This window comes from Caulobacter sp. HJHS_5 (assembly GCF_056683955.1).
This window is the reverse complement of sequence record NZ_JBWZNC010000007.1, coordinates 271,677-292,037: the sequence shown is the minus strand read 5'-3', so window position 1 is coordinate 292,037 and position 20,361 is coordinate 271,677. Positions and strand designations below refer to the sequence as shown.

Annotated in this window: 17 protein-coding genes and 1 riboswitch; of the genes, 10 read left to right on the top strand and 7 right to left on the bottom strand. The window is 69.3% G+C overall.

Going from position 1 to position 20,361, the window contains the following annotated elements; genetic code table 11:
* Nucleotides 1-132: 132 nt before the first annotated feature.
* The 7 genes from msrA (at nucleotide 133) to ACFLIT_RS15505 (ending at nucleotide 9,737) form a co-directional block, all read left to right on the top strand.
* Nucleotides 133-783 (top strand): peptide-methionine (S)-S-oxide reductase MsrA, encoded by a 651-nt coding sequence (gene msrA, locus ACFLIT_RS15535; protein ID WP_479912161.1) that lies wholly within the window; start codon nucleotides 133-135, stop codon nucleotides 781-783.
* A gap of 183 nt (nucleotides 784-966) precedes the next feature.
* The gene (locus ACFLIT_RS15530; RefSeq protein ID WP_479912160.1) at nucleotides 967-1,164 is read left to right on the top strand and encodes a hypothetical protein; all 198 of its coding nucleotides are present in this window, start codon (nucleotides 967-969) and stop codon (nucleotides 1,162-1,164) included.
* 76 nt (nucleotides 1,165-1,240) lie between these two features.
* Entirely contained in the window at nucleotides 1,241-3,229 is a 1,989-nt protein-coding gene (locus ACFLIT_RS15525; RefSeq protein WP_479912159.1) for an acetyl-CoA carboxylase biotin carboxylase subunit, read from the top strand.
* On the top strand, nucleotides 3,226-5,361 hold the full coding sequence (scpA, locus tag ACFLIT_RS15520) for a methylmalonyl-CoA mutase (protein WP_479912158.1): 2,136 nt from the start codon (nucleotides 3,226-3,228) through the stop codon (nucleotides 5,359-5,361). The genes ACFLIT_RS15525 and scpA overlap by 4 nt, the downstream gene beginning before the upstream one ends.
* Before the next feature lie 113 nt (nucleotides 5,362-5,474).
* Nucleotides 5,475-6,476, top strand: a complete 1,002-nt coding sequence (locus ACFLIT_RS15515) for a TraB/GumN family protein (RefSeq protein WP_479912157.1) — start codon at nucleotides 5,475-5,477, stop codon at nucleotides 6,474-6,476.
* Nucleotides 6,477-6,575: 99 nt separating this feature from the next.
* Nucleotides 6,576-8,960, top strand: coding sequence for a TonB-dependent receptor (locus ACFLIT_RS15510; RefSeq protein WP_479912156.1), 2,385 nt, complete (start codon nucleotides 6,576-6,578; stop codon nucleotides 8,958-8,960).
* Nucleotides 8,961-9,020: 60 nt separating this feature from the next.
* Complete coding sequence (locus ACFLIT_RS15505; RefSeq protein ID WP_479912155.1) at nucleotides 9,021-9,737, top strand: DUF599 domain-containing protein; 717 nt, start codon at nucleotides 9,021-9,023, stop codon at nucleotides 9,735-9,737.
* Here the strand turns inward: ACFLIT_RS15505 and ACFLIT_RS15500 are convergent.
* The 7 genes from ACFLIT_RS15500 to ribD are packed head-to-tail and all read right to left on the bottom strand — an operon-like array spanning nucleotide 9,722 to nucleotide 15,251.
* The gene (locus ACFLIT_RS15500) at nucleotides 9,722-10,426 is read right to left on the bottom strand and encodes an NIPSNAP family protein (RefSeq protein ID WP_479912154.1); all 705 of its coding nucleotides are present in this window, start codon (nucleotides 10,424-10,426) and stop codon (nucleotides 9,722-9,724) included. The genes ACFLIT_RS15505 and ACFLIT_RS15500 overlap by 16 nt on opposite strands.
* Nucleotides 10,427-10,464: 38 nt before the next feature.
* Entirely contained in the window at nucleotides 10,465-11,514 is a 1,050-nt protein-coding gene (locus ACFLIT_RS15495) for a serine hydrolase domain-containing protein (protein WP_479912153.1), read from the bottom strand.
* Between the two features lie 7 nt (nucleotides 11,515-11,521).
* The gene (gene trxC, locus ACFLIT_RS15490) at nucleotides 11,522-11,947 is read right to left on the bottom strand and encodes a thioredoxin TrxC (protein ID WP_479912152.1); all 426 of its coding nucleotides are present in this window, start codon (nucleotides 11,945-11,947) and stop codon (nucleotides 11,522-11,524) included.
* The gene (gene ribH / locus ACFLIT_RS15485) at nucleotides 11,947-12,459 is read right to left on the bottom strand and encodes a 6,7-dimethyl-8-ribityllumazine synthase (RefSeq protein WP_479912151.1); all 513 of its coding nucleotides are present in this window, start codon (nucleotides 12,457-12,459) and stop codon (nucleotides 11,947-11,949) included. The genes trxC and ribH overlap by 1 nt, the downstream gene beginning before the upstream one ends.
* Nucleotides 12,456-13,667, bottom strand: a complete 1,212-nt coding sequence (ribB, locus tag ACFLIT_RS15480) for a 3,4-dihydroxy-2-butanone-4-phosphate synthase (RefSeq protein WP_479912150.1) — start codon at nucleotides 13,665-13,667, stop codon at nucleotides 12,456-12,458. Before ribB ends, ribH begins: the two co-directional genes overlap by 4 nt.
* Nucleotides 13,643-14,257: a riboflavin synthase gene (locus tag ACFLIT_RS15475; protein WP_479912149.1), complete on the bottom strand. Its 615-nt coding sequence runs from the start codon at nucleotides 14,255-14,257 to the stop codon at nucleotides 13,643-13,645. The genes ribB and ACFLIT_RS15475 overlap by 25 nt, the downstream gene beginning before the upstream one ends.
* Entirely contained in the window at nucleotides 14,238-15,251 is a 1,014-nt protein-coding gene (ribD, locus tag ACFLIT_RS15470) for a bifunctional diaminohydroxyphosphoribosylaminopyrimidine deaminase/5-amino-6-(5-phosphoribosylamino)uracil reductase RibD (RefSeq protein ID WP_479912148.1), read from the bottom strand. The genes ACFLIT_RS15475 and ribD overlap by 20 nt, the downstream gene beginning before the upstream one ends.
* Before the next feature lie 80 nt (nucleotides 15,252-15,331).
* Nucleotides 15,332-15,490, bottom strand: a riboswitch (FMN riboswitch).
* Nucleotides 15,491-15,692: 202 nt separating this feature from the next.
* Between ribD and ACFLIT_RS15465 the strand changes: the two genes are divergently transcribed.
* From ACFLIT_RS15465 to ACFLIT_RS15455, 3 genes are all read left to right on the top strand, one after another.
* Nucleotides 15,693-17,651, top strand: coding sequence for an outer membrane protein assembly factor BamB family protein (locus tag ACFLIT_RS15465; protein WP_479912147.1), 1,959 nt, complete (start codon nucleotides 15,693-15,695; stop codon nucleotides 17,649-17,651).
* Nucleotides 17,652-17,835: 184 nt separating this feature from the next.
* Entirely contained in the window at nucleotides 17,836-18,270 is a 435-nt protein-coding gene (locus ACFLIT_RS15460) for a hypothetical protein (protein ID WP_479912146.1), read from the top strand.
* Nucleotides 18,271-18,465: 195 nt separating this feature from the next.
* Nucleotides 18,466-20,361 (top strand): HupA family protein, encoded by a 1,896-nt coding sequence (locus ACFLIT_RS15455; RefSeq protein WP_479912145.1) that lies wholly within the window; start codon nucleotides 18,466-18,468, stop codon nucleotides 20,359-20,361.

The following is a 20,361-nucleotide window of genomic DNA, read 5'->3' as shown; positions in this document are numbered from 1 at the left end:
CAAACCCTAGCGGGTCGGGCCCGCCGCAGCGAGCCCGGCGGCGCGGCGGGATGAAATCAGTCGGGCGGCGTCTTACATCATGGTCAACGCCGCTCGCGCGGCCCCTTCCCCAATCCTCCCGAGGTCCCACACATGTTCGGAACCAAGTCGCTGGAGATGCCCGCCCCCGGCGCCGCCCTGCCCGGCCGCCCCGAGGCGATCCCCACCGCCGAGAGCCATTTCGTCAACGGCCGCCCCCTGAAGGGGCCGCTTCCCGCCGGGCTGGAGGTCGCCACCTTCGCCATGGGCTGTTTCTGGGGTGTCGAGCGCATCTTCTGGAAGATTCCCGGCGTCTACGTGACTGCCGTCGGTTACATCGCGGGCCAGACGCCGAACCCGACCTATCAGGAGGTCTGCACCGGCCGCACGGGCCACACCGAGGCCGTGCGGGTGGTGTTCGACCCCAAGGTCGTTTCCTACGAGACGCTGCTGAAGGCGTTCTGGGAAAACCACGACCCGACCCAGGGCATGCGCCAGGGCAACGACATCGGCACCCAATATCGCTCGGGCATCTACACCCATTCCGACGCCCAGGCGCGGGCGGCGGAGGCCTCGAAGGCGGCCTACGCCGGCGCTCTGGCCGAGCGCGGTCTCGGCGACATCACCACCGAGATCGAGCCGGCGCCCGAGTTCTTCTACGCGGAAGATTATCACCAGCAGTACCTGGCCAAGAATCCAGGCGGCTACTGCGGGATCGGCGGCACGGGGGTGGTCTGTCCCATCGGGGTCGGCGTCGAGGCCTGACCGAGGACTTCCAGTTGCAATGGATCGCGCGTCGGCCGTCGCCGGCGCGCGATTTCGCCTTTGACTTCAAGGCGGTCGCCAAACGCGTTAAGCGGTTGATAACCCTGGCTATCCACAATTTCCACCATAACGCGAAACCCACCCTGGGGTGTGGACGTTGGGACCGACGACAGGGAGATGCTCATGGCTCAGACCGCCAGTTTCCAGGCCGACCTAAGTCCGTCCGAGTTCGACGAACTTCGCACCCAGGTGATGGCGCAGGCCCGCCGGATGAATCGTGCCCAGATTCTCGATCTGGCCGACACCCTGCATGACCTGATCCGCAACCGGCAGGCCGTAGAGCGCAGCTTCGCGCGGCGTCATCTCGACGCCACCGCCTGATCGGCGCTGAGCCTCCGGCTGGACGCTTCCTGCAAGCGGGCGCATGAAGCGGGGTGTTTCTTTTGCGGACGCCTGGATGTTCTCGAAGATTCTGATCGCCAATCGCGGCGAGATCGCGGTGCGCATCATCAAGACCTGCCGCCGGTTGGGCATCGCCACGGTAGTAGTCTATTCGGAGGCCGACGCCGGATCGCTGGCGGTGGAAATGGCCGACGAGACGGTGGCCATCGGCCCCGCCCCCGCCGCCCAGAGCTACCTGGTCGCCGACAAGATCATCGCCGCCTGCAAGCAGACCGGAGCCCAGGCGCTGCATCCCGGCTTCGGTTTTCTGTCCGAGAACGCCGACTTCGCCCAGCGCTGCGCCGACGAGGGGATCGTCTTCATCGGTCCGAACCCCGGCGCGATCCGGGCGATGGGCGACAAGATCGAGAGCAAGCGCTTCGCCCAGGCCGCGGGCGTCTCCTGCGTGCCGGGCCATATCGGTGAAATCCCCGATACGGCGGAGGCGGTGAAGATCGCCGAGACGATCGGCTACCCGGTGATGATCAAGGCCAGCGCCGGCGGCGGCGGCAAGGGCATCCGGGTGGCCCGGAGCCGCAAGGAGGTCGAGGAAGGCTTCCCCGCCGTGCGGGCCGAAGCCAAGGGCGCGTTCGGCGACGACCGCATCTTCATCGAGAAGTTCATCGAGAGCCCGCGCCACATCGAGATCCAGGTTCTGGGCGACAAGCACGGCCACATCGTCCACCTGTTCGAGCGCGAATGCTCGATCCAGCGGCGCAATCAGAAGGTCATCGAGGAGGCGCCGAGCCCCCTGCTCGACGAAGCGACCCGCGCCGCCATGGGCGCCCAGGCCGTCGCCCTGGCCGAGGCCGTCGGCTACGACAGCGCCGGCACCGTCGAGTTCGTCGCCGGCCAGGACAAGAGCTTCTACTTCCTGGAGATGAACACCCGGCTGCAGGTGGAGCATCCGGTGACCGAGCTGATCACCGGGCTCGATCTGGTGGAGCAGATGATCCGCGTCGCCGCCGGCGAGCCGCTGGGCTTCAAGCAGAGTGACCTGAAGATCGACGGCTGGGCCATCGAGAGCCGCATCTACGCGGAGGATCCCTACCGCAAGTTCCTGCCCAGCATCGGCCGCCTGGTCCGCTACGATCCGCCGGCCGAAGGCGAACAGGACGGGTATCGCGTGCGCAACGACACCGGGGTGCGCGAGGGGGACTCGATCTCGATGTTCTACGACCCGATGATCGCCAAGCTCTGCGCCTGGGCGCCGACGCGCGGCGAGGCGGTCGAGGGCATGGCGCGGGCGCTGGAGGACTTCCGCATCGAGGGCCTGGGCCAGAACACGCCCTTCCTCTCGGCGGTGATGGATCAGGACCGGTTCCGGTCCGGGCGGCTGGCGACCAGCTATATCGCCGACGAGTTCCCCGAAGGCTTCAAGGGCCTGGCGGCCACGCCCCGGCAACTCGACCTGATGACCGCCGCCGCCGCCTTCATGCACCGCAAGGCGCTGCGGCGCGCGCGGGCGGCGACCGGAACCCTTGTGCGCACGGACTGGATCGTCTTCGTCGGCGGCCAGGCGCGGGCCGTGCGGCTTTCGGGCGAGGCGCCGTTCAGCGTGGAGATGATCGGCGAAGACCGGTCCCTGACGCTCGACGCCGTCGACTGGGCGCCGGGCGAGGCCCTATTCCGGGGGAGGCTCGACGGCCAGGCCTTCACCGCCACGGTGACCCCCGCCGCCGAGGGCTTCGTGATCCGCCACCGCGCGGCCACGGCGCGGGTGCTGGTGCTGACGCCGCGCTCGGCCGAACTGCACGGCAAGCTGCCGCCGAAGACGCCGCCGGACACCTCAAACCGCATCGTCTCGCCGATGCCGGGGCTGGTGGTCAGCCTTGAGGTCGCCGTCGGACAGTCGGTTCGCGAGGGAGAGACCGTCGCCGTGATCGAGGCGATGAAGATGCAGAACATCATCCGCTCCGAGCGCGACGGGGTGGTGGCCAGCGTCGGCGCGACCGCCGGCGACAGCGTGGCGGCCGATCAGGTGCTGGTCGAGTTCGCGGCATGAGCGACGAGCCGATTAAGCCCACGCTTAATCAGTGGCGTGAGCTCGCCGCCAAGGAAGTGAAGGGCGCGGACCTCACCTGGGAGACCCCGGAAGGGATCGCCGTCCGACCGCTCTACACCGAGGCGGATGTCGCCGGGATCGACCCCGGCCTGCCCGGCTTCTTCCCCTATACGCGCGGGGTGAAGGCCAGCATGTACGCCGGGCGGCCGTGGACGGTGCGCCAGTACGCCGGCTTCTCGACGGCGGCCGAGAGCAACGCCTTCTATCGCCGCAACCTCGCCGCCGGGCAGAAGGGGCTGTCGGTGGCCTTCGACCTGGCCACCCACCGCGGGTACGACAGCGACCATCCGCGCGTGATCGGCGACGTCGGCAAGGCGGGCGTCGCCATCGACACCGTCGAGGACATGAAGGCGCTGTTCGACGGCATCCCCCTGGGCGAGATGAGCGTCTCGATGACCATGAACGGCGCGGTGCTGCCGTGCCTGGCCTTCTACATCGTCGCGGCGGAGGAGCAGGGCGTGAGCCCGGAACGTCTGGAAGGGACCATCCAGAACGACATCCTCAAGGAGTTCATGGTCCGCAACACCTACATCTATCCGCCCGCGCCCTCGATGCGGATCGTCGCCGACATCATCGCCTTCACGGCGGAGAGGATGGCCCGGTTCAACTCGATCTCGATCAGCGGCTACCATATGCAAGAAGCCGGGGCGACGCAGGTGCAGGAGCTCGCCTACACCCTGGCCGACGGCATGGAGTACGTCCGCGCGGCGCAGGGTCAGGGGCTGGAGGTCGACGCCTTCGCCCCGCGCCTGTCGTTCTTCTTCGGCATCGGCATGAACCTGTTCATGGAGGTCGCCAAGCTGCGAGCGGCGCGCACCCTCTGGGCCAGGATCATGCGGGCGTTCGGCGCCAGGGACGCGCGCTCGATGATGTTGCGCACCCACTGCCAGACCTCGGGGGTCAGCCTCACCGAGAAGGACCCGTACAACAACATCATCCGCACCACGATCGAGGCCCTGGCCGCGACCCTGGGCGGGACGCAAAGCCTGCACACCAACGCCTTCGACGAGGCCATCGCCCTGCCCACCGACGCCTCGGCGCGGATCGCCCGCAACACCCAGCTGGTGCTGCAGCACGAGACCGGGATCACCAAGGTGGTCGACCCCCTGGGCGGCTCCTACTACGTCGAGGCCCTCACCCGGGAACTGGAGGACGCCGCCTGGGCGATCATCCAGGAAGTCGAGGCCCTGGGCGGCATGACCCACGCCGTCGAGAAGGGCCTGCCGCAGCGGGCCATCGGCGAGGCGGCGGCGGCGCGTCAGGCGCGGGTCGACAGTGGCGAGGACGTCATCGTCGGGGTGAACAGGTATCGCCTGAAGGAAGAGGCTGCGGTCGAGATTCTGGATATCGACAACGCCGCCGTGCGAGCCGGGCAGATCGAGCGGATCGCGGCCGTGCGGGCATCCCGCGACGAGTCGGCGGTCGAGGCGTCGCTGGCGGCGCTGCGGGGCGGGGCGCGGGGTGAGGCCAATCTGCTGGCGCTGAGCATCGACGCAGCGCGGGCGCGCTGCACGCTGGGCGAAATCTCGCAGGCGCTGGAAGAGGTGTTCGGCCGCCACGCGGCGCTCGCCACGGCCACCGCCGGGGTCTACGGCCGCGCCTTCGAGGGCGACGTTCGGGCCGATGACGTGCGTTCCGGCGTCGAGGCGGTGGCGCGGCGCCTGGGCCGCAAGCCGCGCCTGCTGGTCGCCAAGATGGGGCAGGACGGCCACGACCGAGGGGCCAAGGTGGTGGGCGGGGCCTTCGCCGACCTCGGGTTCGAGGTGATCATGGGGCCGCTGTTCCAAAGGCCGGAAGAGACGGCGGCCCTGGCCGTGGCCGAGGACGTCGACGTGGTCGGCGCCTCCAGCTTGGCGGCAGGCCACAGGACGCTCGTCCCCGAGCTGATCCAGCAGCTGGCGGCGCTCGGCCGACCGGACATCCGCGTCATCGCCGGCGGGGTGATCCCGGTGCAGGACTACGAAGCGCTGCGGGCGGCCGGAACCGGCGCGATCTTCGGCCCCGGGACCAACATCCTCGACGCGGCGCTCGAGGTGCTGCGCCTTCTGGGCCACAACCAGCCGCCGCGCTGAAGCGCCCGCCCGGCTGCGGCGGGCGGCACGTTGCGCCCTTGTAATTTGACGGTCCGTCGGCGCCGGGCGAAGGGCGATGGAGGGCGTTCCGCCCGCTCAAAGGACCTTTCCGAGTGACGACGCCCCGCTTCGCTGCGCTGATGGCGCTGTACGCCGGCCTCGCCCTGACCGCGGCGCCGAGCGCGCACGCCCAGCAGATCGTGGACGGCTCCAAACCGGTCGAACTGCGTCCGGTGGACCCGCAGGCCACCCTCGTCGAGGAGCTGATCGTCAACTCCCCGCTGCCTGGACCGGCCTGGTGGAAGGTCAGTGACGCGGACACCACCGTTTACGTCTTGGGCGTTCCGGCCCTGACGCCCTCGAAGCTGGAGGTGGACGAGACGGTGATCCGGCGTCGGATCGACGGGGCCAATGTGTTGATCATCGGCCAGGAGGCGGACATCAACGTGATGCGCCTGATCAGCCTGGTCATGGCGGGCAAACGCTTCTTCCTCAGCGACGAGCCGATGCGTCAAAGCCTGCCGCCCGAACTGCGCGCCCGTCTAGAGACGCGGCTGCGGGCGATGAAGGACGACCTCGACAGCATGGACGACGTCAAGCCCGCCTTCGCCGGCTTTGTGGTGGCCAATTCCGACGGCGGCGGCCTGAAGATCAATCTGGGCGGCGCGCCGGACCGCATCCGCGAAATCGCCAAGGGCAAGGGCGTCCAGAAGCGTCCGCGAATCCAGACTCTGGCGGGCTACAGCGTGGTCGACGCCATCAAGACCCTTGGGAGCGCGCCGCAGTCCATGCAGGAGCTTTGCCTGGACGCCGGACTGCGCCAGGCGGAGAACGGCCAGGGCGGGGTCAAGCAGGTGTCCGAGCGCTGGGCGCGAGGCGAAGTACGCGAGGTGCTGTCGGCTGACCGAGGCTTCGCTCGCTGCCTGGCCGCGACCCCGGAGATCGCACGCGAGCTGCGCGCCGGTCAGACCGAGGCGGCGCGGGCGATTGCGGCGGCCCTGAAAACGCCCGGCAAGGCGGTGGCTGTGATCGAACTCAGATCGCTGCTGGCGGAGGGCGGGGTCTTGGACCAGCTGCGCGTCCAAGGCTTCAAGGTCGAGACCCCGGGGCGCTAGGCGGAGAGACCCCGCATAGCCACTGGAAGGGAGGCCGCCCCGGTAAAGCCAGAAAAACTGCATTGGCTCGGCGGCGCGATGGGCCGAGTGCAGCGCGCCATGAAAACTCTGCCTTACGCCCTCGTCGTCGCCGCGAGCCTGCTCGCTCCCGCTTTCGCCTCCGCCGCCGAGCAGCCGCTGGACGAATTGGTGGTCACCGCCACGCGCCGCGAAGCGCTGCTGACCAGCGCCGCCGCCGACATCGCCTACATCTCCGGCGACCTCGCGGCCTCGGCCGGGGTGCAGGACGTGCGCGACCTGCAAAAGCTGACGCCCGGCCTGATCGGGGCGGCGACCTCGAACCCGACGTACCAGACCCTGCGCATCCGCGGCATCGGCACGGTGGGCGACAATCCGGGGCTGGAGTCGTCCGTGGCCGTGGTGGTCGACGGCGTGCGCCGGGCGCGCAACGGCGCCTCGCTGAGCGACCTCGGCGATCTCGACCACGTCGAGGTGATCAAGGGGCCGCAAGCCGCCCTGTTCGGCAAGAGCGTGACCGCCGGCCTGATCAACGTGACCACCGCCGCGCCGAGCTTCACCCCCAGCGCCTCGGGCGAGTTCGAACTGGGCAATTACAACTACCGCGCCGGCCGCCTGACCCTGAACGGGCCGCTGATCGGCGATGAACTGGCCGGGCGGCTCTACGTCTCGGCCCGCAAGCGCGACGGCTTCTACGACATCCGCACCGGCGAGGGTCCGCGCACCGAGACCGACGACAGCGACCAGGATTCCCTGGCCGTCCGTGGCCAGCTGCTGTGGCGGCCCGTCGAGGCGGTGTCGCTGCGGGTGATCGGCGACGTCTTCAAGCAGGACGAAAGCTGCTGCGTCGGGGTGACCATCCGCACCGGCCCCAGCGCCGCCTGGGTCGACAGCCTGGCGAGCGACGCCGGGGTGCTGGCGCCCGCCGATCCGGGCCGCCGCCTCGCCTACTGGAACCGCAACACCCACGCCCGCGTCGACGAGAGCGGCCTCTCGGCCCAGCTGACCTGGAAGGGCGACGCGGCGACGTTCAACTCGATCACCGCCCTGCGCACCTGGGACGCCGAGCTCGGCCAGGACTGGGATTTCACCTCGGCCGACGTCGCCTATCGCCCGGATGACGGCGGCTTCGCGACGCGGTTCACCACCTTGTCCGAAGAGGCGACCCTGGCCGGATCGCACGGCCCGCTCGACTGGCTGGTCGGCGGCTACATCGGCGAGGAGCGGCTGCGCCGCCGCGACGCCCTGCTCTACGGCGCCGACTACGAGGCCTATCTCGGCCTGGTGCTGACCGGCGGCGTCAACCCGAACCGGGTCTCCGAACTGACCGGTCTGCCGGTCGGGACCTCCTACGTCTCCGGCCAGGGCGAGCGCGACGAGTATCGCCAGGTCGCGCGCACTACCGCGATCTTCACCGACAACACCCTGAAGCTGTCGGACGTGTTCTCGCTGAACGCGGGCCTGCGCCTGACCGACGACGACAAGACCCTGCGCGCGACCTTCGCCAACACCGACGGCGGCAAGGCCTGCGCCGCGGCCCTCGCCCGCGCCGCGGCCTCGACCGGCACCCTCTGCCTGCCGTGGTCGAATCCGGCCTTCAACGCCTACAGCGCCCGCCAGGCCAGCGACGACCGCAACCTCTCCGGCCACCTGAAGCTGATCGCCCGCCCCAACGCGGACCTGACCCTGTGGGCCGGCTACGCCACCGGTTACAAGGCGGCGGGCTTCAATCTCGACCGCGCCCAGACCAACCTCGTTCCCGACGCCAGCACCGCCTTCCCGTCCGAGGACGTGCGCAACATCGAGGTCGGCGCGCGCGGCGCTCTGTTGGACAACCGCCTGCTGCTGACGGCGACGGTGTTCGACGCCAAGTTCACCGACTTCCAGCTCAACAGCTTCCTCGGCACCACCTTCGTGGTCCGCGCCGTGCCGAAGGTGACCAGCCGCGGCGTCGACGCCGATTTCCGCTGGGCCGACGGCCCGCTGTCCTTGCAGGGCGGCTTGGTCTACGCCGACACCGAGTACGGCGACGATCCGCAGCCGGGCCTCGCCCTGCTGCCCGGCGCGCACCTGTCGTTCGCGCCGCTGTGGAGCGGTTCGCTGGCGGGCGGCTATGACTGGAGCGTGGGCTCCTGGCTGACCCGCTTCAGCCTGAGCGCGAAGTATTCTTCGGCCTACAACACCGGCTCGGACCTGGCGCCCGCCAAGGTGCAACCCGCCTTCACCCTGCTGGGCGGCCGCGTCTCGCTGGGTCCGGCCGACCGCCGCTGGTCGGTGGACCTGTGGGGCGAGAACCTGACCGACAAGCGCTATTTCCAGGTGGCCTACAACGCGCCCTTCCAGGGCTCGACCGGCATCCGCGATACGCCGGCGCCGATCTACGACCCGGCCCGCGACACCCAGACCTACGGGGCGTTCCTCGGCGCGCCGCGGACGTTCGGAGTGACGGTGCGCGTGCGGCGGTAACCTTCGGCGAGAGTGAGAGCGCCCGTTTGCACGCTGGGCGAGCCACGCTAGGGTCGAGCCATGCCGAAGTATGCGCTCGACATCGCCGCCTTCTCGATCTTCGTGGTCGCGTGGTTGCTCTATGAGCCGATCCTGAAACAGCTGAAGAGCGGCAACCACGTCAACTCCAACATGCGCGTGCTGCGTGGGGCGTGGATGCGCAACATGGCCAACCGCGACAATCGGATCATGGACGGCCAGCTGCTGGGCAACGCCCTCAACTCGGCGTCGTTCTTCGCCTCGTCCAACCTGCTGCTGATCGCCGCCGTCGCGGGCGTGCTGTTCGGCGGTCAGGGCGCCTGGCGGGAAATTCAGGGCCTGGAGGTGCTGGCCTCGGCGCCGCGCTGGATGTTCGAGGCCAAGCTGGCCCTGGTGCTCATCACCCTGGCGCGCGGCCTGCTCGATTTCATCTGGTCGATCCGCCAACTGAACTATTGCCTGGCCGCGGTGGGGGCCGCGCCCCTGCCCGGCCATCCGCAGGGCAAGGCCTGGGGCGACGCCGCCGCCGGACTTCTGAACCCGGCGCTTTCAGCCTTCAACGCCGGGGTGCGGGGCTATTATTTCGCCCTCTCGGCGGCCGCCTGGCTGCTGGGGCCGATCCCGCTGGTCATCGCCGTGCTCGGCTCGGTGTGGTTGCTGGTCTGGCGGCAGACCAGCTCGGCGGCCTCGCGCGCCATCGTCAGCCTGCGCGACATGGTCGAGGCGCGCGGCGACGAGCCGCCTCAGATCTCGGAGTAGGCCGTCGGGGCCAGCAGCAGGCTGTCGATGCTGCTGACAATTTCCGGGTCCGTGAAGCCCGGCGTCTCGATCAGCGTCTTCCACTCCGGATCGGCGATGAAGGTGCGCCAGGCCTGTTCGCGCGCGGCGTGGTCGGCGAAGGCCAGGAGGTAGGTCAGGCTCGGCAGACCCGGCCCGGTCAGGTCCTCGGCGAAGAACACCGGCGTCAGGCCAGTGCGCCGGAAGATGGCGATCTCGCCGGCGGTGTCGAACATCTCGATCTTCCTGGCCCCGGCCCGCTCGCCGTGGCTGTGATAGGTGCGCAGCTCGAACACGCTGGGCCGCCCGGCCGGCGCCTCGACGCCTGGGAAGTGCGGGAAGCCGCGCATCAGCTTCACGTCCAGCGACTGATAGGGCGGGTCCTCCGGCGTCGCGGCCAGAAAGGGCTCGGCGGCCTGCCTATAGGCGGCGTCGGCGGCCAGGGCGGCGGGCAGCGCCAGCATAGCCTCCGGCGAGGCATGCGGAATCAGCACGATCAGCGAAGGATTGCCCGGCCCGGTCGCCACTGAAAACACCCCGACCGGGCCGCAGCCGGCGCGGCGCGCGGCGGGAATGAAGGCGTGCTGCAGATAGTCAGCGAGGCGCTGGGCCGGACCGCCGCCCTTGATCAAGCGATAGGTGCGCAGTTCGAAGAGGGTCGGGGCGGTCATGCCGCCAGCCATAGCGGAGGCCTCGCGAGCCTCAAAGCTCAGGCGCCGCGTTCGGCGGCCGGGATGATGCCCTGGTCGAGCAGCCTATGCAGGGCCGGAAGATGGCTCTCGGCGCGCGGGCGGGGCGTCGGATCGGAGATCATCACCACGGTGAGATTCAGGTCGGGAACGACGAACAGCATCTGGCCGCCGTAGCCCCAGGCGAAATGCACACGGTGACCGCCGACCGTCTTGCCGAACCAGCCGTAGCCATATTCGTTGCCGCTCCAGGGCGAGGTGGTGCGCGGGGTCCAGCTTTCGCGCACCCAGGCTTCGGGCACGACGCGCCGCCCGTCGATCTCGCCGCCCAGGCGATACATCTCGCCGAAGCGCAGCAGGGCGCGGGGCGACAGCAGCATGTCGTTGCCGCCGAAGTAGATTCCTTGCAGATCGCGAGGCCAGGGCGGAATGGAGACGCCCAGCGGCTGGCCCAGCCACTCGCGGGCGAGGTCATGGGTGCTGCGGCCCGAGGCGCGTGTGAGGACCGCCGACATCAGGTGCGAGCTGCCGGTGGAATAGATCATGCGCCCGCCGGGATCGTCGTCGAACGGGCGCGCGAGGGCGTAACGCACCCAGTTCCGGCTGGTCACCCAGGCGCCGTAGTACTCGCCCGAGGTGCGGCCAAGGCCGGCCTGCATCGACAGTAGGTTGCCGACGGTGATGCGCTGCAGGCGCGGATCGCCGTTGGCGGGCAGGTCGGCGCGGAGGATCGGCGCGATCGGCTGGTCCGGGCCCTGCAGCACGCCCCGCTCAATGGCCACGCCCGCCAGGGCGGAGAGGATCGTCTTCGAGGCCGACTTGATATTGACCGGCTGATCGAGCGGCGCGCCGCGCAGGCGCTCGGCGACCAACGTCTGGCCGTCGCGGGCGACGATCAGCGAATGCAGGTGGGGGATGGCGCGGGCCTGGGCGACGACCTGCTGCATGGCCGCCGCATCGAGGCCGCGCGTCGGCGGCGCGGGCTGGGCGGCGGCTCGGGTGTCGCCTGGCGTCGGCGAACAGGCGGCGAGACCGACGAGCAGGCCGGCGAGGGCGAGCCGTGTCAGCACGGAGCCGTCAGCCCGCCCAGCGGCGCAGCAGGCCAAGGTCGGCGACCCCGGCGTGGTGCTCGGCCACCTTGCCGCCCTTGATCAGGAACAGGGCGGGAATGCCCCGCACGCCGTAGGCCTGGGAGGCCGCCGGCTCGGCGTCGGTGTCGATCTTCACGAAGCGGGCGCGGGGCTCCAGCTCGGCGGCGGCGCGCTCGAAGATCGGCGCCATGGTCCGGCAGGGGCCGCACCAGGCGGCCCAGAAGTCCGCGATCACCGGGATGCTGGAGTTGGCGACATGCTTGGCGAGGCGCGCGCCGGTCAGCGCGACCGGCTGACCATCGAACAGCGCCTTGCCGCAGCGACCGCACTTGGCCGCCTTCGCATCCCGTTCGGGCGGCAGGCGGTTGGTGGCGTCGCAGTGCGGACAGACGATCTGGACAGGGTCAGGCATCACTCGCCAAACGTACGAAACCCGACTTGACGCCGCTCGCCGCCATCGCGAATGGCGGTAAGGGTGCGAGCGGTCTCGATACAGGCCAGCGCCGCTTCGCGACCCTTGTTGTGGGCGTCGTCACGGCTACGGACCTCAGCCTGCTCGTCGGTATAGGTGGTCAGGATGCCGAAGGTGATCGGCGTGGAGGTGGCCAGGCCCGCCGACATCAGGCCGACGGCGGCGCCGAGACTGATGAATTCGAAGTGGGCGGTGTCGCCCTTGATCACGCAGCCGAGGCAGATCACCCCGTCGTAGCGGCCGGTGCGGGCCAGGGTCTGGGCGATCAGCGGGATTTCAAAGGCGCCGGGCGCCTCGATCACCTCGGGCTCGGTGAGGCCGGCCTCCGAAACGGTGGCCTGAGCGCCCTTCAGAAGGCCCCCGGTGACCGCCTCGTTGAAGCGGCTGACGACGATGGCGAGGCGAAGATCGCCGCCCTTGGTTCCGCTCGGCTGAGCGACATGGCTGCTCATGACAGGAGCCCTTCGAGAACATGACCCAGGCGCTCGCGCTTAGTGGCGAGGTAACCGGCGTTGTGGGGGTTGGATTTCGAGACCAGCGGCTGCACCGCCGCCACGTCCAGGCCGTGGTCGCGCAGGGCGGAGGTCTTGTTGGGGTTGTTGGTCATCAGGGTGATCGACCCGACCTCCAGCGCTTTTAGAATGTCGGCCGCGACCGCGTAGTCGCGATTGTCGACCGGCAGGCCGAGCGCCTCATTGGCCTCGACGGTGTCGAGCCCGCGATCCTGCAGGGCATAGGCGCGGATCTTGTCGGCCAGGCCGATGCCACGGCCTTCGTGGCCGCGTACATAGACCAGAACCCCCGCCTCGGCCTCGCCGATGGCATGCAGCGCCGTGCGCAGCTGCTCGCCGCAGTCGCAGCGCAGCGAGCCGAGGGCGTCGCCCGTGAGGCACTCGGAATGGACGCGGGCCAGCACCGGCTTGCCCGCGAGGTCGCCCTTGCTGATCGCCAGATGCTCGACTCCGTCGAGCGGATTGCGGAAGGCGCGGACGGTCAGGGGCGAGGCGGCGAAGGCGCTCGGCAGCTTGGCGTTGGCCACTTCCTCGACCCCGGCGCCCTGGGCCTTGCGCAGGTGATCCTGCAGTTCGGCGATGGTGACGATGGGCAGGTTGTGGCGGGCGCCGAACACATCGAGATCACCGCGACGGGCCATGGTCCCGTCGTCGTTCATCACCTCGCAGATCACCGCCGGGCCCGCGAAGCCGGCGAGGACGGCCAGATCGATGGCCCCCTCGGTGTGGCCGTTGCGGGCCAGCACCCCGCCGGGCACGGCGCGCAGCGGGAAGACGTGGCCGGGCGAGACGAGGTCGGCGCCGGTCGAGGTCGGATCGGCGGCGACGGCGATGGTGCGGGCGCGGTCGGCGGCCGAGATGCCGGTCTCGACGCCCGTGCGCGCCTCGATCGAGACGGTGAAGGCCGTCTGGCGCGGGGCGTTGTTGTTGACCACCATCGGCGGCAGCCCGAGGGCGTCGACCCGCTCGGGCGGCAGGGCGAGGCACACGAGTCCACGGCCCTGCACGGCCATGAAGGCCACGGCCGCCGCGTCGGCGTGCTCGGCGGCGATCACCAGGTCGCCCTCGTTCTCGCGACCCTCGTCGTCGACGAGGATGACCATGCGCCCGGCGCGCAGGGCCTCTAGGGCTTCAGATAGGGCTGACATAGCCGCTCCACGTACTTGGCGAGGACATCGACCTCGACATTGACCGCGGCCCCGACGGGCCGCCGATGAAAGGTGGTGTGTTCCCAGGTGTGCGGGATCAGGGTCAGGCCGATGTCGAACCGGCCGTCCTCCCCGATGACGCTGACGCCGTTGAGGGTCAGGCTGACGCCGTCGAGGGCGATGGAACCCTTCTCGACGCAGTAGCGATGCAGCTCGCGCGGCAGCGAGAGGGTGACGAGCCAGGCGCCGTCGGCGGCCTCCGCCCAGGTCAGCACGCCCTGGCCGTCGACGTGGCCCTGCACGAGGTGGCCCGAGAGGCGGTCCGACAGCCGTGCGGCGCGCTCCAGATTGACCCGGTCGCCCTCGATCACCCGCGAAAGATTGCTGCGGGTCAGGGTCTCGGCGCTGACGAAGAAGTCGACCTGGCCCTGGACGTCGTACTCCACGACGGTGAGGCACACGCCGTTGACCGCGACGCTCTCGCCGAGCGCCAGGTCAGTGAAGGGCGTGGCGAGCGACAGGCGCAGGGCGCCGTCCACGGCCTCGGCGCGGCGGACCTCGCCGAGGGCCTCAACGATGCCGGAGAACATCGGCTTCCTCCCAAGCTGGCTCGCCGGCGCGGTAGGCGCGCTCGACGCGGTCGCCTCCCTCGTCGGCGTGGATGGTGATGGCTTCGTCCCAGAGGTCCGAGGCGAGAATGGCGACGCTCAAGTTCGGGCCGGCCTCGACCAGCACCTCCAGGGCGCCGTCGTCGCCGAGGCGGCGGAGCGCGGCCGCAAGGCCGGTCTCGGCCCGCACCTCGAGCCCGCGCTGGGCGGCCGCCGCGATGTAGGCCCCAGGCAGCCGGCCCTGGCGGTCCATGACCACCAGCGTGCGACGCTTGCCGGGATGATCGTCGACCCGGCGGACCGTGAACAATGGATCGTCGGCCAGGATGGTGTCCACGCCGGTCAGCACCGCGTCGGCGCGGCGGCGCAGGGCGTGGGCGAGCATCAGGGACGACTCTGAGGTGAAGGTCTTGGCGCCGCGCGGCGGGATCATCGAGCCCTTGGCGTCCAGGGCGCGCTTGACGGTGACCCAGGGGAGGCCGGTGGCGACGCGCTTGGCGAAAGGGGCGATCAGGCGACGGCTGGCGGCCGCGAGCGCCGCACCGCCCGGAACGTCATCCAGGAAGCGCACGTCGAGACCCGAGGCGTGCAGGGCCGCCGCGCCGCCGGCGGCGATGGGATTGGGGTCGGGCGCGCCGATCAGCACCTGGCGAGCGGGCGTCGCCAGGATGGCGTCGACGCAGGGCGGGGTGCGGCCGGTGTGGTTGCAGGGCTCGAGGGTGACGAACAGCGTATGGATGCGATCGACCAGGCCGCGCTGCCGCACTTGGGCGATCGCGGCGGCCTCGGCGTGAGGTTGGCCGGCGCCGGCGTGGGCGGCGATGGCGAGAACGCGCCCCTCGGCGTCGAGCACGGCGCAGCCGACCGGCGGATTGGGCGCGGTGGCGCCCTGGGTCTGGACGGCCGCATCGAAAGCGTCGCGCGCGGCGACCAGCGCCGCCCCTTCGGTCCTGACAGTTTCGAGCAACTCGCCCATTCCATCGCCTCACACAGGAGACGCACCAGGGCGCAACGGCGCGGCCGGGCGCACCCAAGGCATGGGGCGCCCTCGCGATCCGCCGTTCTCTTTCATCCGGACTCTAACCGTCGGCTTCGGAATCGCACCGAATCTGCTGACCCCGGCCTCGTGGGAGACCGGGCGCTCGCGGGCTCGTGCGCCCCGAAACGAAGCGCATCACCGCCGGTGGGGAATTTCACCCCGCCCTGAGAACGTCATCGACCATAGGCCGACAGGCGCTAACTGGACCTCCGCGCCCGCGATTTCAAGGCGCTAGGCCGCCAGAAAGTGTGAGGGGCCTTATAGGCGGCGAGGTTAAGCACGAAGTCGCGTTGACAGGCGCCTTGCCGCTGATAGCGTTTTCAGCGGGATCCGACGGCAGATCGGACATCGCCTTCGGTGGCTGACAAGGGTGGAAGAATGACCAGGAACTACCTGCGGGGCGCGGCCTCGCTGGCGGCGCTCGCCGCCGTCGCGCTCGGATCGCAGGCGGCCCTGGCCGGCCCCAAGGACTGGACGAGCCCCGGCCAGGACGCCGGCGGCCAGCGGTTCACCCGCTCGACCCAGATCACGCCGGATAACGTCGGCCAACTGAAGGAGGCCTGGGTCTATCATCTACAGACCGAGGCGGCGAAGGCGGCGGCGAGACCCGCGACCCCGGCCGGCGATGCGGCCCATGCGCCGGTGGCGGCGCCTCAGACCGGCGCGGCGCGCGGCCTACGGCTCTCGGAATCGATCCCGCTGGTGATCGGCGACACCATGTATCTCGGCTCGCCCTACGGCCGGATTCTGGCCCTGGACGCGACCACGGGTAAGGAAAAGTGGGTGTTCGAGCTGCCCGACAGCGACACCCCGACGGCGCGCGGCATCTCTTACACCCCAGTCGGCGGCGGAGCCCTGGTGTTCGGCAGCCGCATGGGCCGGCTCTATTCGGTGAACATCAAGACGGGAAAGCTGAACGCCAAGTTCGGGGTGAACGGCATCGTCAACCTCAAGACGCCCGAGGTGATGGATAGCTATCCGCAGGCCTCGTACATCCTTCCCAGCCAGCCGGCGATCTACAAGAACCTGATCATCACCGGCGCCGGCCCCGGGGAAGGACCGGGCGGCGCCAACGCCCGCCGCGGCGCGCGCGGCGACACCCGCGCCTGGGACGCCGCCACCGGCAAGCTGGTCTGGACCTTCCACACCGTGCCGCGGCCCGGCGAGTTTGGCTACGACACCTGGACCCCCGAGGGCGCCAAGGATCGCTCCGGCACCAACGTCTGGGGCCACATGACCGTCGATACCGAGCGGGGCATCCTCTACATGCCGATCGGCGCGCCCAACAACGACCGCTACGGCGCCGATCGCCCGGGCGACAACCTGTTCGGCAGCTCGATCGTGGCGGTTGAGGCCGCCACCGGCAAGTATCTGTGGCACCAGCAGCTGGTGCACCACGACATCTGGGACTGGGACACCCAGGCGCCCCCGGTGCTGTTCGACATCGTCAAGGACGGCAAGACCATTCCGACCCTGGCGACGGTGAACAAGAACGCCCGCCTCTACTTCTTCAACCGGGTGACCGGCGAACCGGTGTATCCGATCGTGGAACGCCCGGTTCCGAAGAGCGACGTTCCCGGCGAAATCACCTCGCCGACGCAGCCGGAGCCGGTGGTCACCCCGCCGCTGTCGCAGGTCAGCATCAGCCGCAACAACCTCTACAAGGGCGTCGCCTCGCACCAGGAGTATTGCGAGAAGCTGGTCGACGACAACGACATGTACCTGTCGAAAGACTCATTCATGCCGATCAAGGTCGACCGCTACACGGTGAACTTCCCCGGCACCCAGGGCGGGGTGAACTTCTACGGCCCGGCCTACGACCCGCAGCGCGGCATCCTGGTGGTCAACGTCAACAACCTGGCCCAGCCGATGCGGATGGTGAAAAATCCCGACGGCAGCTACTCGAACTCCGGGCCGCTGGCCGGCACCCGTCGCTTCTGGGATCCCGACAAGCGCCTGCCCTGCGGGCCGACCCCTTGGGGCGAGCTGGTCGGCGTCGACGTCAACACCGGCAAGATCGCCTGGCACACCACGCTGGGGGTCACCGACGACTTCCCGGCCGGGATGCAGGACACCGGCCGGCCGGGCCTCGGTGGGCCGATCACCACCGCCACGGGCCTCACTTTCGTGGGCGCCACCGACGACGCCCGCTTCCGCGCCTTCGAGACCCAGACGGGCAAGAAGCTGTGGGAGTTCAAGCTGCCGGCCTCGGGTTACGCCACGCCGATCAGCTACGAGGTCAAGGGCAAACAGTATGTGGCGATCGTCGCCACCGGCGGCAGTCAGGTCGGGGCGCCCCTGCTCAGCGACGGGCTGCACGTTTTCGCCCTACCTTAGTCGCAACGCCTTCTGAACAAGGGCCTCGGGACTCGACCCGAGGCCTTTTTTCGTTCACTGGGGGTTCAAGTTCGGCGCCCCAGGGTGTCATGGCGTGATACCCGGCGTCACACCGTCGCCATGGTCTCGACGCATCGTCGTAAACGTCGGCGCGCCACCGCCGGCCAGCTTTTGGGAAGACCACGTGATCCGTACCCTGTCCGTCCTCGCCGCCAGCGTGTTCGTCATCGGTTGCGGCGCGTCGATCGCCCAGACCGCCCTGGCCCAGACCCCGGCCCCGACGGCTCAGACCCCTGCCGCAGCGGCTGCGGCCACGCCCGTCGGCGCCCCGACCCCGACCCCCAGCGCTCCGGTCCCGCCGGCCGAAGGCGCCCCGGCGCCGGGCGCGCCCGGCCTCGGCCCGGTGGGCCCCGACGGCCTGCCGTCGGGTCCGGGCCACGAACTGACCATGCGCGTCTGCACGGCCTGCCACGGCCCGGAAATGTTCATGGACAAGAAGTTCGACCGCAATGGCTGGGACGATGTCGTGCAGATGATGTCGGGCCGCGGCGCCCAAGCGACCCCGGACGAGTTCAACCAGATCACCGACTACCTCGCGGCCGCGCTGCCGGCGGCGTAAACGACATAGCCGCAGCGCTTGAGCCATGCCCTGCGGATCATCTGCGGTCATCCATCTCGCGGCGGGTGTCATGCGCCTCAGTGCGATGAACCCTGTCGGCAAGGCCGCCAAGGATCGAAGCCGAGACTGGAATTCGGCTTGGCGCGGCCCACTACTCTTGGCTATCAAGCCCCCTGAGTTCTACCGGGGGTTTAAATGACGTCGTATCGCAGCGCAATGTTGGCTGCGGCCAGCTGTTTTGTCCTGGCCGCCTGCGGCGGCGGCGGTCCCGGCGGCAGCGTGACCACGCCCTCGCTCCCGACAACTCCCACCACGCCTACCACGCCTACGGTCGACGCCTGCCAGTCGGCGCCGACGCCCATCCGCTGCGGAGCTACCTTTACCGGCAAGCCGGAAACGAGCAGCTTCGTTTTCTACTCGGGCGCCGACCTGGGGCCCTCGGGTGGCGTACGCAGCGTGGCCTACGACATACAACTGGACACCAAGCGCACGGCAAGTGGTGCGGACGACGTCTATGTTCGCTCGGACGGCATTGAGACCTTCACCTACGCCGGGCTTGTGAGCGGCGGTGACGGCCTCGGCGCGGTTCGCCGGGCGAGCGCCCAGAACGGCGCCAACCAAACGTCGAGCCTGGAGCTTTACGACGACATCGCCGCCGCGTCGGGCGGCCTGAACTATGTTCAGCTCGGACGCTTTTCGGGCATAACGACGGCCTATGGCGTGGGTTACGACTACTTCGCCTTGGCGACATCTAAAATTTCAACTCTGCCGACGCTGGGCACGGCCAAGTATGCCGGCGAGACCCGCGGACGTTTTATCGTCCTAGGACTCAGCACAAGCTACAACGTTCGGGGCTCTATCGACGCTTCGGTGGATTTCGGCGAGCGATCGATCACCGGATTCGCCTCGAACTTCCGGACCAGCGATGACGCTGGAGCCACGGTGAGCCTTCCGGCCCCCCTCGACTTCAACTACGGCGGCGTCCTTTACAACGGCGGCGTAACGGGCTCGGTGGATTGGCCAGGAGCGCGTGGGGGTGAGATCGCGGGCGGCTTCGCGGGTTCGGGCGAATCTGGCCTGCCGGCCGAGCTAACGCTCAGCTACAACGTCGCTCTTCACAGCGGCTATCTGTACGGCGTCGCTGGCCTCAAGCAGACGAGCAGCGCCGTCAATGCCCCGCCTCCGGCCCCCCCGCCGACAGTCCCGGGAACATCATCGGGCCTTTACGCTTCCGACTGTCAGGCCACGCCGTTGGCGACGACGTGCATCGCCGGCGGTACGGAACTAGCGGCCCGCACGGCGAGCATAGGCGTGCAGACTTCGGGCGGCAGCAATGGCAATCGATTGCCACTCTCCCTCGTCAACCAGGGCACCAGCGATGGGGCCGACGACACCTATCTCGCGCGCACCGGAACCACCGGAGAGCCGCCCTTCCTCACCTTTTCCAATTTTACGATCGGCAACGACGGTCTTGGCGCGCGCCGACGCGCGACGGCTCAGACGGCCGGCAGCGTGACACACACGCTCGATCTCTTCGAGGTCAGGGAAACGCTCGGCCGCGGTCTTGACTATGTCCAGCTCGCGCGTTCCGACGGTCTGAACAGCTCAGAGATTCAGCAGGTCATCGACTACGCGGCGATCGTCAGCACCGCCTCTACCGGCTATCTGCCGGCGCAGGGATCGGGAACCTTCAATGGTGCGCTGCGCGCTTCCTATCTCCAGCAGGGGCAGGCTGAGATTCTGGTCGCCGGGGCGATGAACATGTCAGCCGATTTTGGCGCAAAAGCGGTGAGCGGCCAGACTTCGAACATGCGGGCGGTCAATCTCAATGGCGCGACGGTCAACCTTAACGACGATCTGGCCTTCAGCTTCTCAGGAACGTTCGGGTTTAGCACCGCACCCACGTCGATCGATGGGACGGCGAGCAACGCAACCATGACTGGAAGCCTGTCAGGCATTTTCGTCGGGCCGGCCGGCAACCCGATCAAAGAAGCAGGGCTGAGCTTCCTGCTCTACAACCCGACCGCGACCAATCGTCTCGTTGGAGCTGCCGGCCTCGCTCTCAGCGACTGCCAAGGATGCTTCCAATAA

What these genes read in the sequence shown, in the direction of transcription:
- ribB (WP_479912150.1), bottom strand. Translation starts at nt 13,667, where the DNA reads ATGTCAGCCCTATCTGAAGCCCTAGAGGCCCTGCGCGCCGGGCGCATG.
- ACFLIT_RS15505 (WP_479912155.1), top strand. Translation starts at nt 9,021, where the DNA reads ATGCCGAAGTATGCGCTCGACATCGCCGCCTTCTCGATCTTCGTGGTC.
- ACFLIT_RS15475 (WP_479912149.1), bottom strand. Translation starts at nt 14,257, where the DNA reads ATGTTCTCCGGCATCGTTGAGGCCCTCGGCGAGGTCCGCCGCGCCGAG.
- ACFLIT_RS15465 (WP_479912147.1), top strand. Translation starts at nt 15,693, where the DNA reads ATGACCAGGAACTACCTGCGGGGCGCGGCCTCGCTGGCGGCGCTCGCC.
- msrA (WP_479912161.1), top strand. Translation starts at nt 133, where the DNA reads ATGTTCGGAACCAAGTCGCTGGAGATGCCCGCCCCCGGCGCCGCCCTG.
- trxC (WP_479912152.1), bottom strand. Translation starts at nt 11,947, where the DNA reads ATGCCTGACCCTGTCCAGATCGTCTGTCCGCACTGCGACGCCACCAAC.
- ACFLIT_RS15455 (WP_479912145.1), top strand. Translation starts at nt 18,466, where the DNA reads ATGACGTCGTATCGCAGCGCAATGTTGGCTGCGGCCAGCTGTTTTGTC.
- ACFLIT_RS15510 (WP_479912156.1), top strand. Translation starts at nt 6,576, where the DNA reads ATGAAAACTCTGCCTTACGCCCTCGTCGTCGCCGCGAGCCTGCTCGCT.
- ribH (WP_479912151.1), bottom strand. Translation starts at nt 12,459, where the DNA reads ATGAGCAGCCATGTCGCTCAGCCGAGCGGAACCAAGGGCGGCGATCTT.
- ACFLIT_RS15500 (WP_479912154.1), bottom strand. Translation starts at nt 10,426, where the DNA reads ATGACCGCCCCGACCCTCTTCGAACTGCGCACCTATCGCTTGATCAAG.
- ACFLIT_RS15530 (WP_479912160.1), top strand. Translation starts at nt 967, where the DNA reads ATGGCTCAGACCGCCAGTTTCCAGGCCGACCTAAGTCCGTCCGAGTTC.
- ACFLIT_RS15525 (WP_479912159.1), top strand. Translation starts at nt 1,241, where the DNA reads ATGTTCTCGAAGATTCTGATCGCCAATCGCGGCGAGATCGCGGTGCGC.
- scpA (WP_479912158.1), top strand. Translation starts at nt 3,226, where the DNA reads ATGAGCGACGAGCCGATTAAGCCCACGCTTAATCAGTGGCGTGAGCTC.
- ribD (WP_479912148.1), bottom strand. Translation starts at nt 15,251, where the DNA reads ATGGGCGAGTTGCTCGAAACTGTCAGGACCGAAGGGGCGGCGCTGGTC.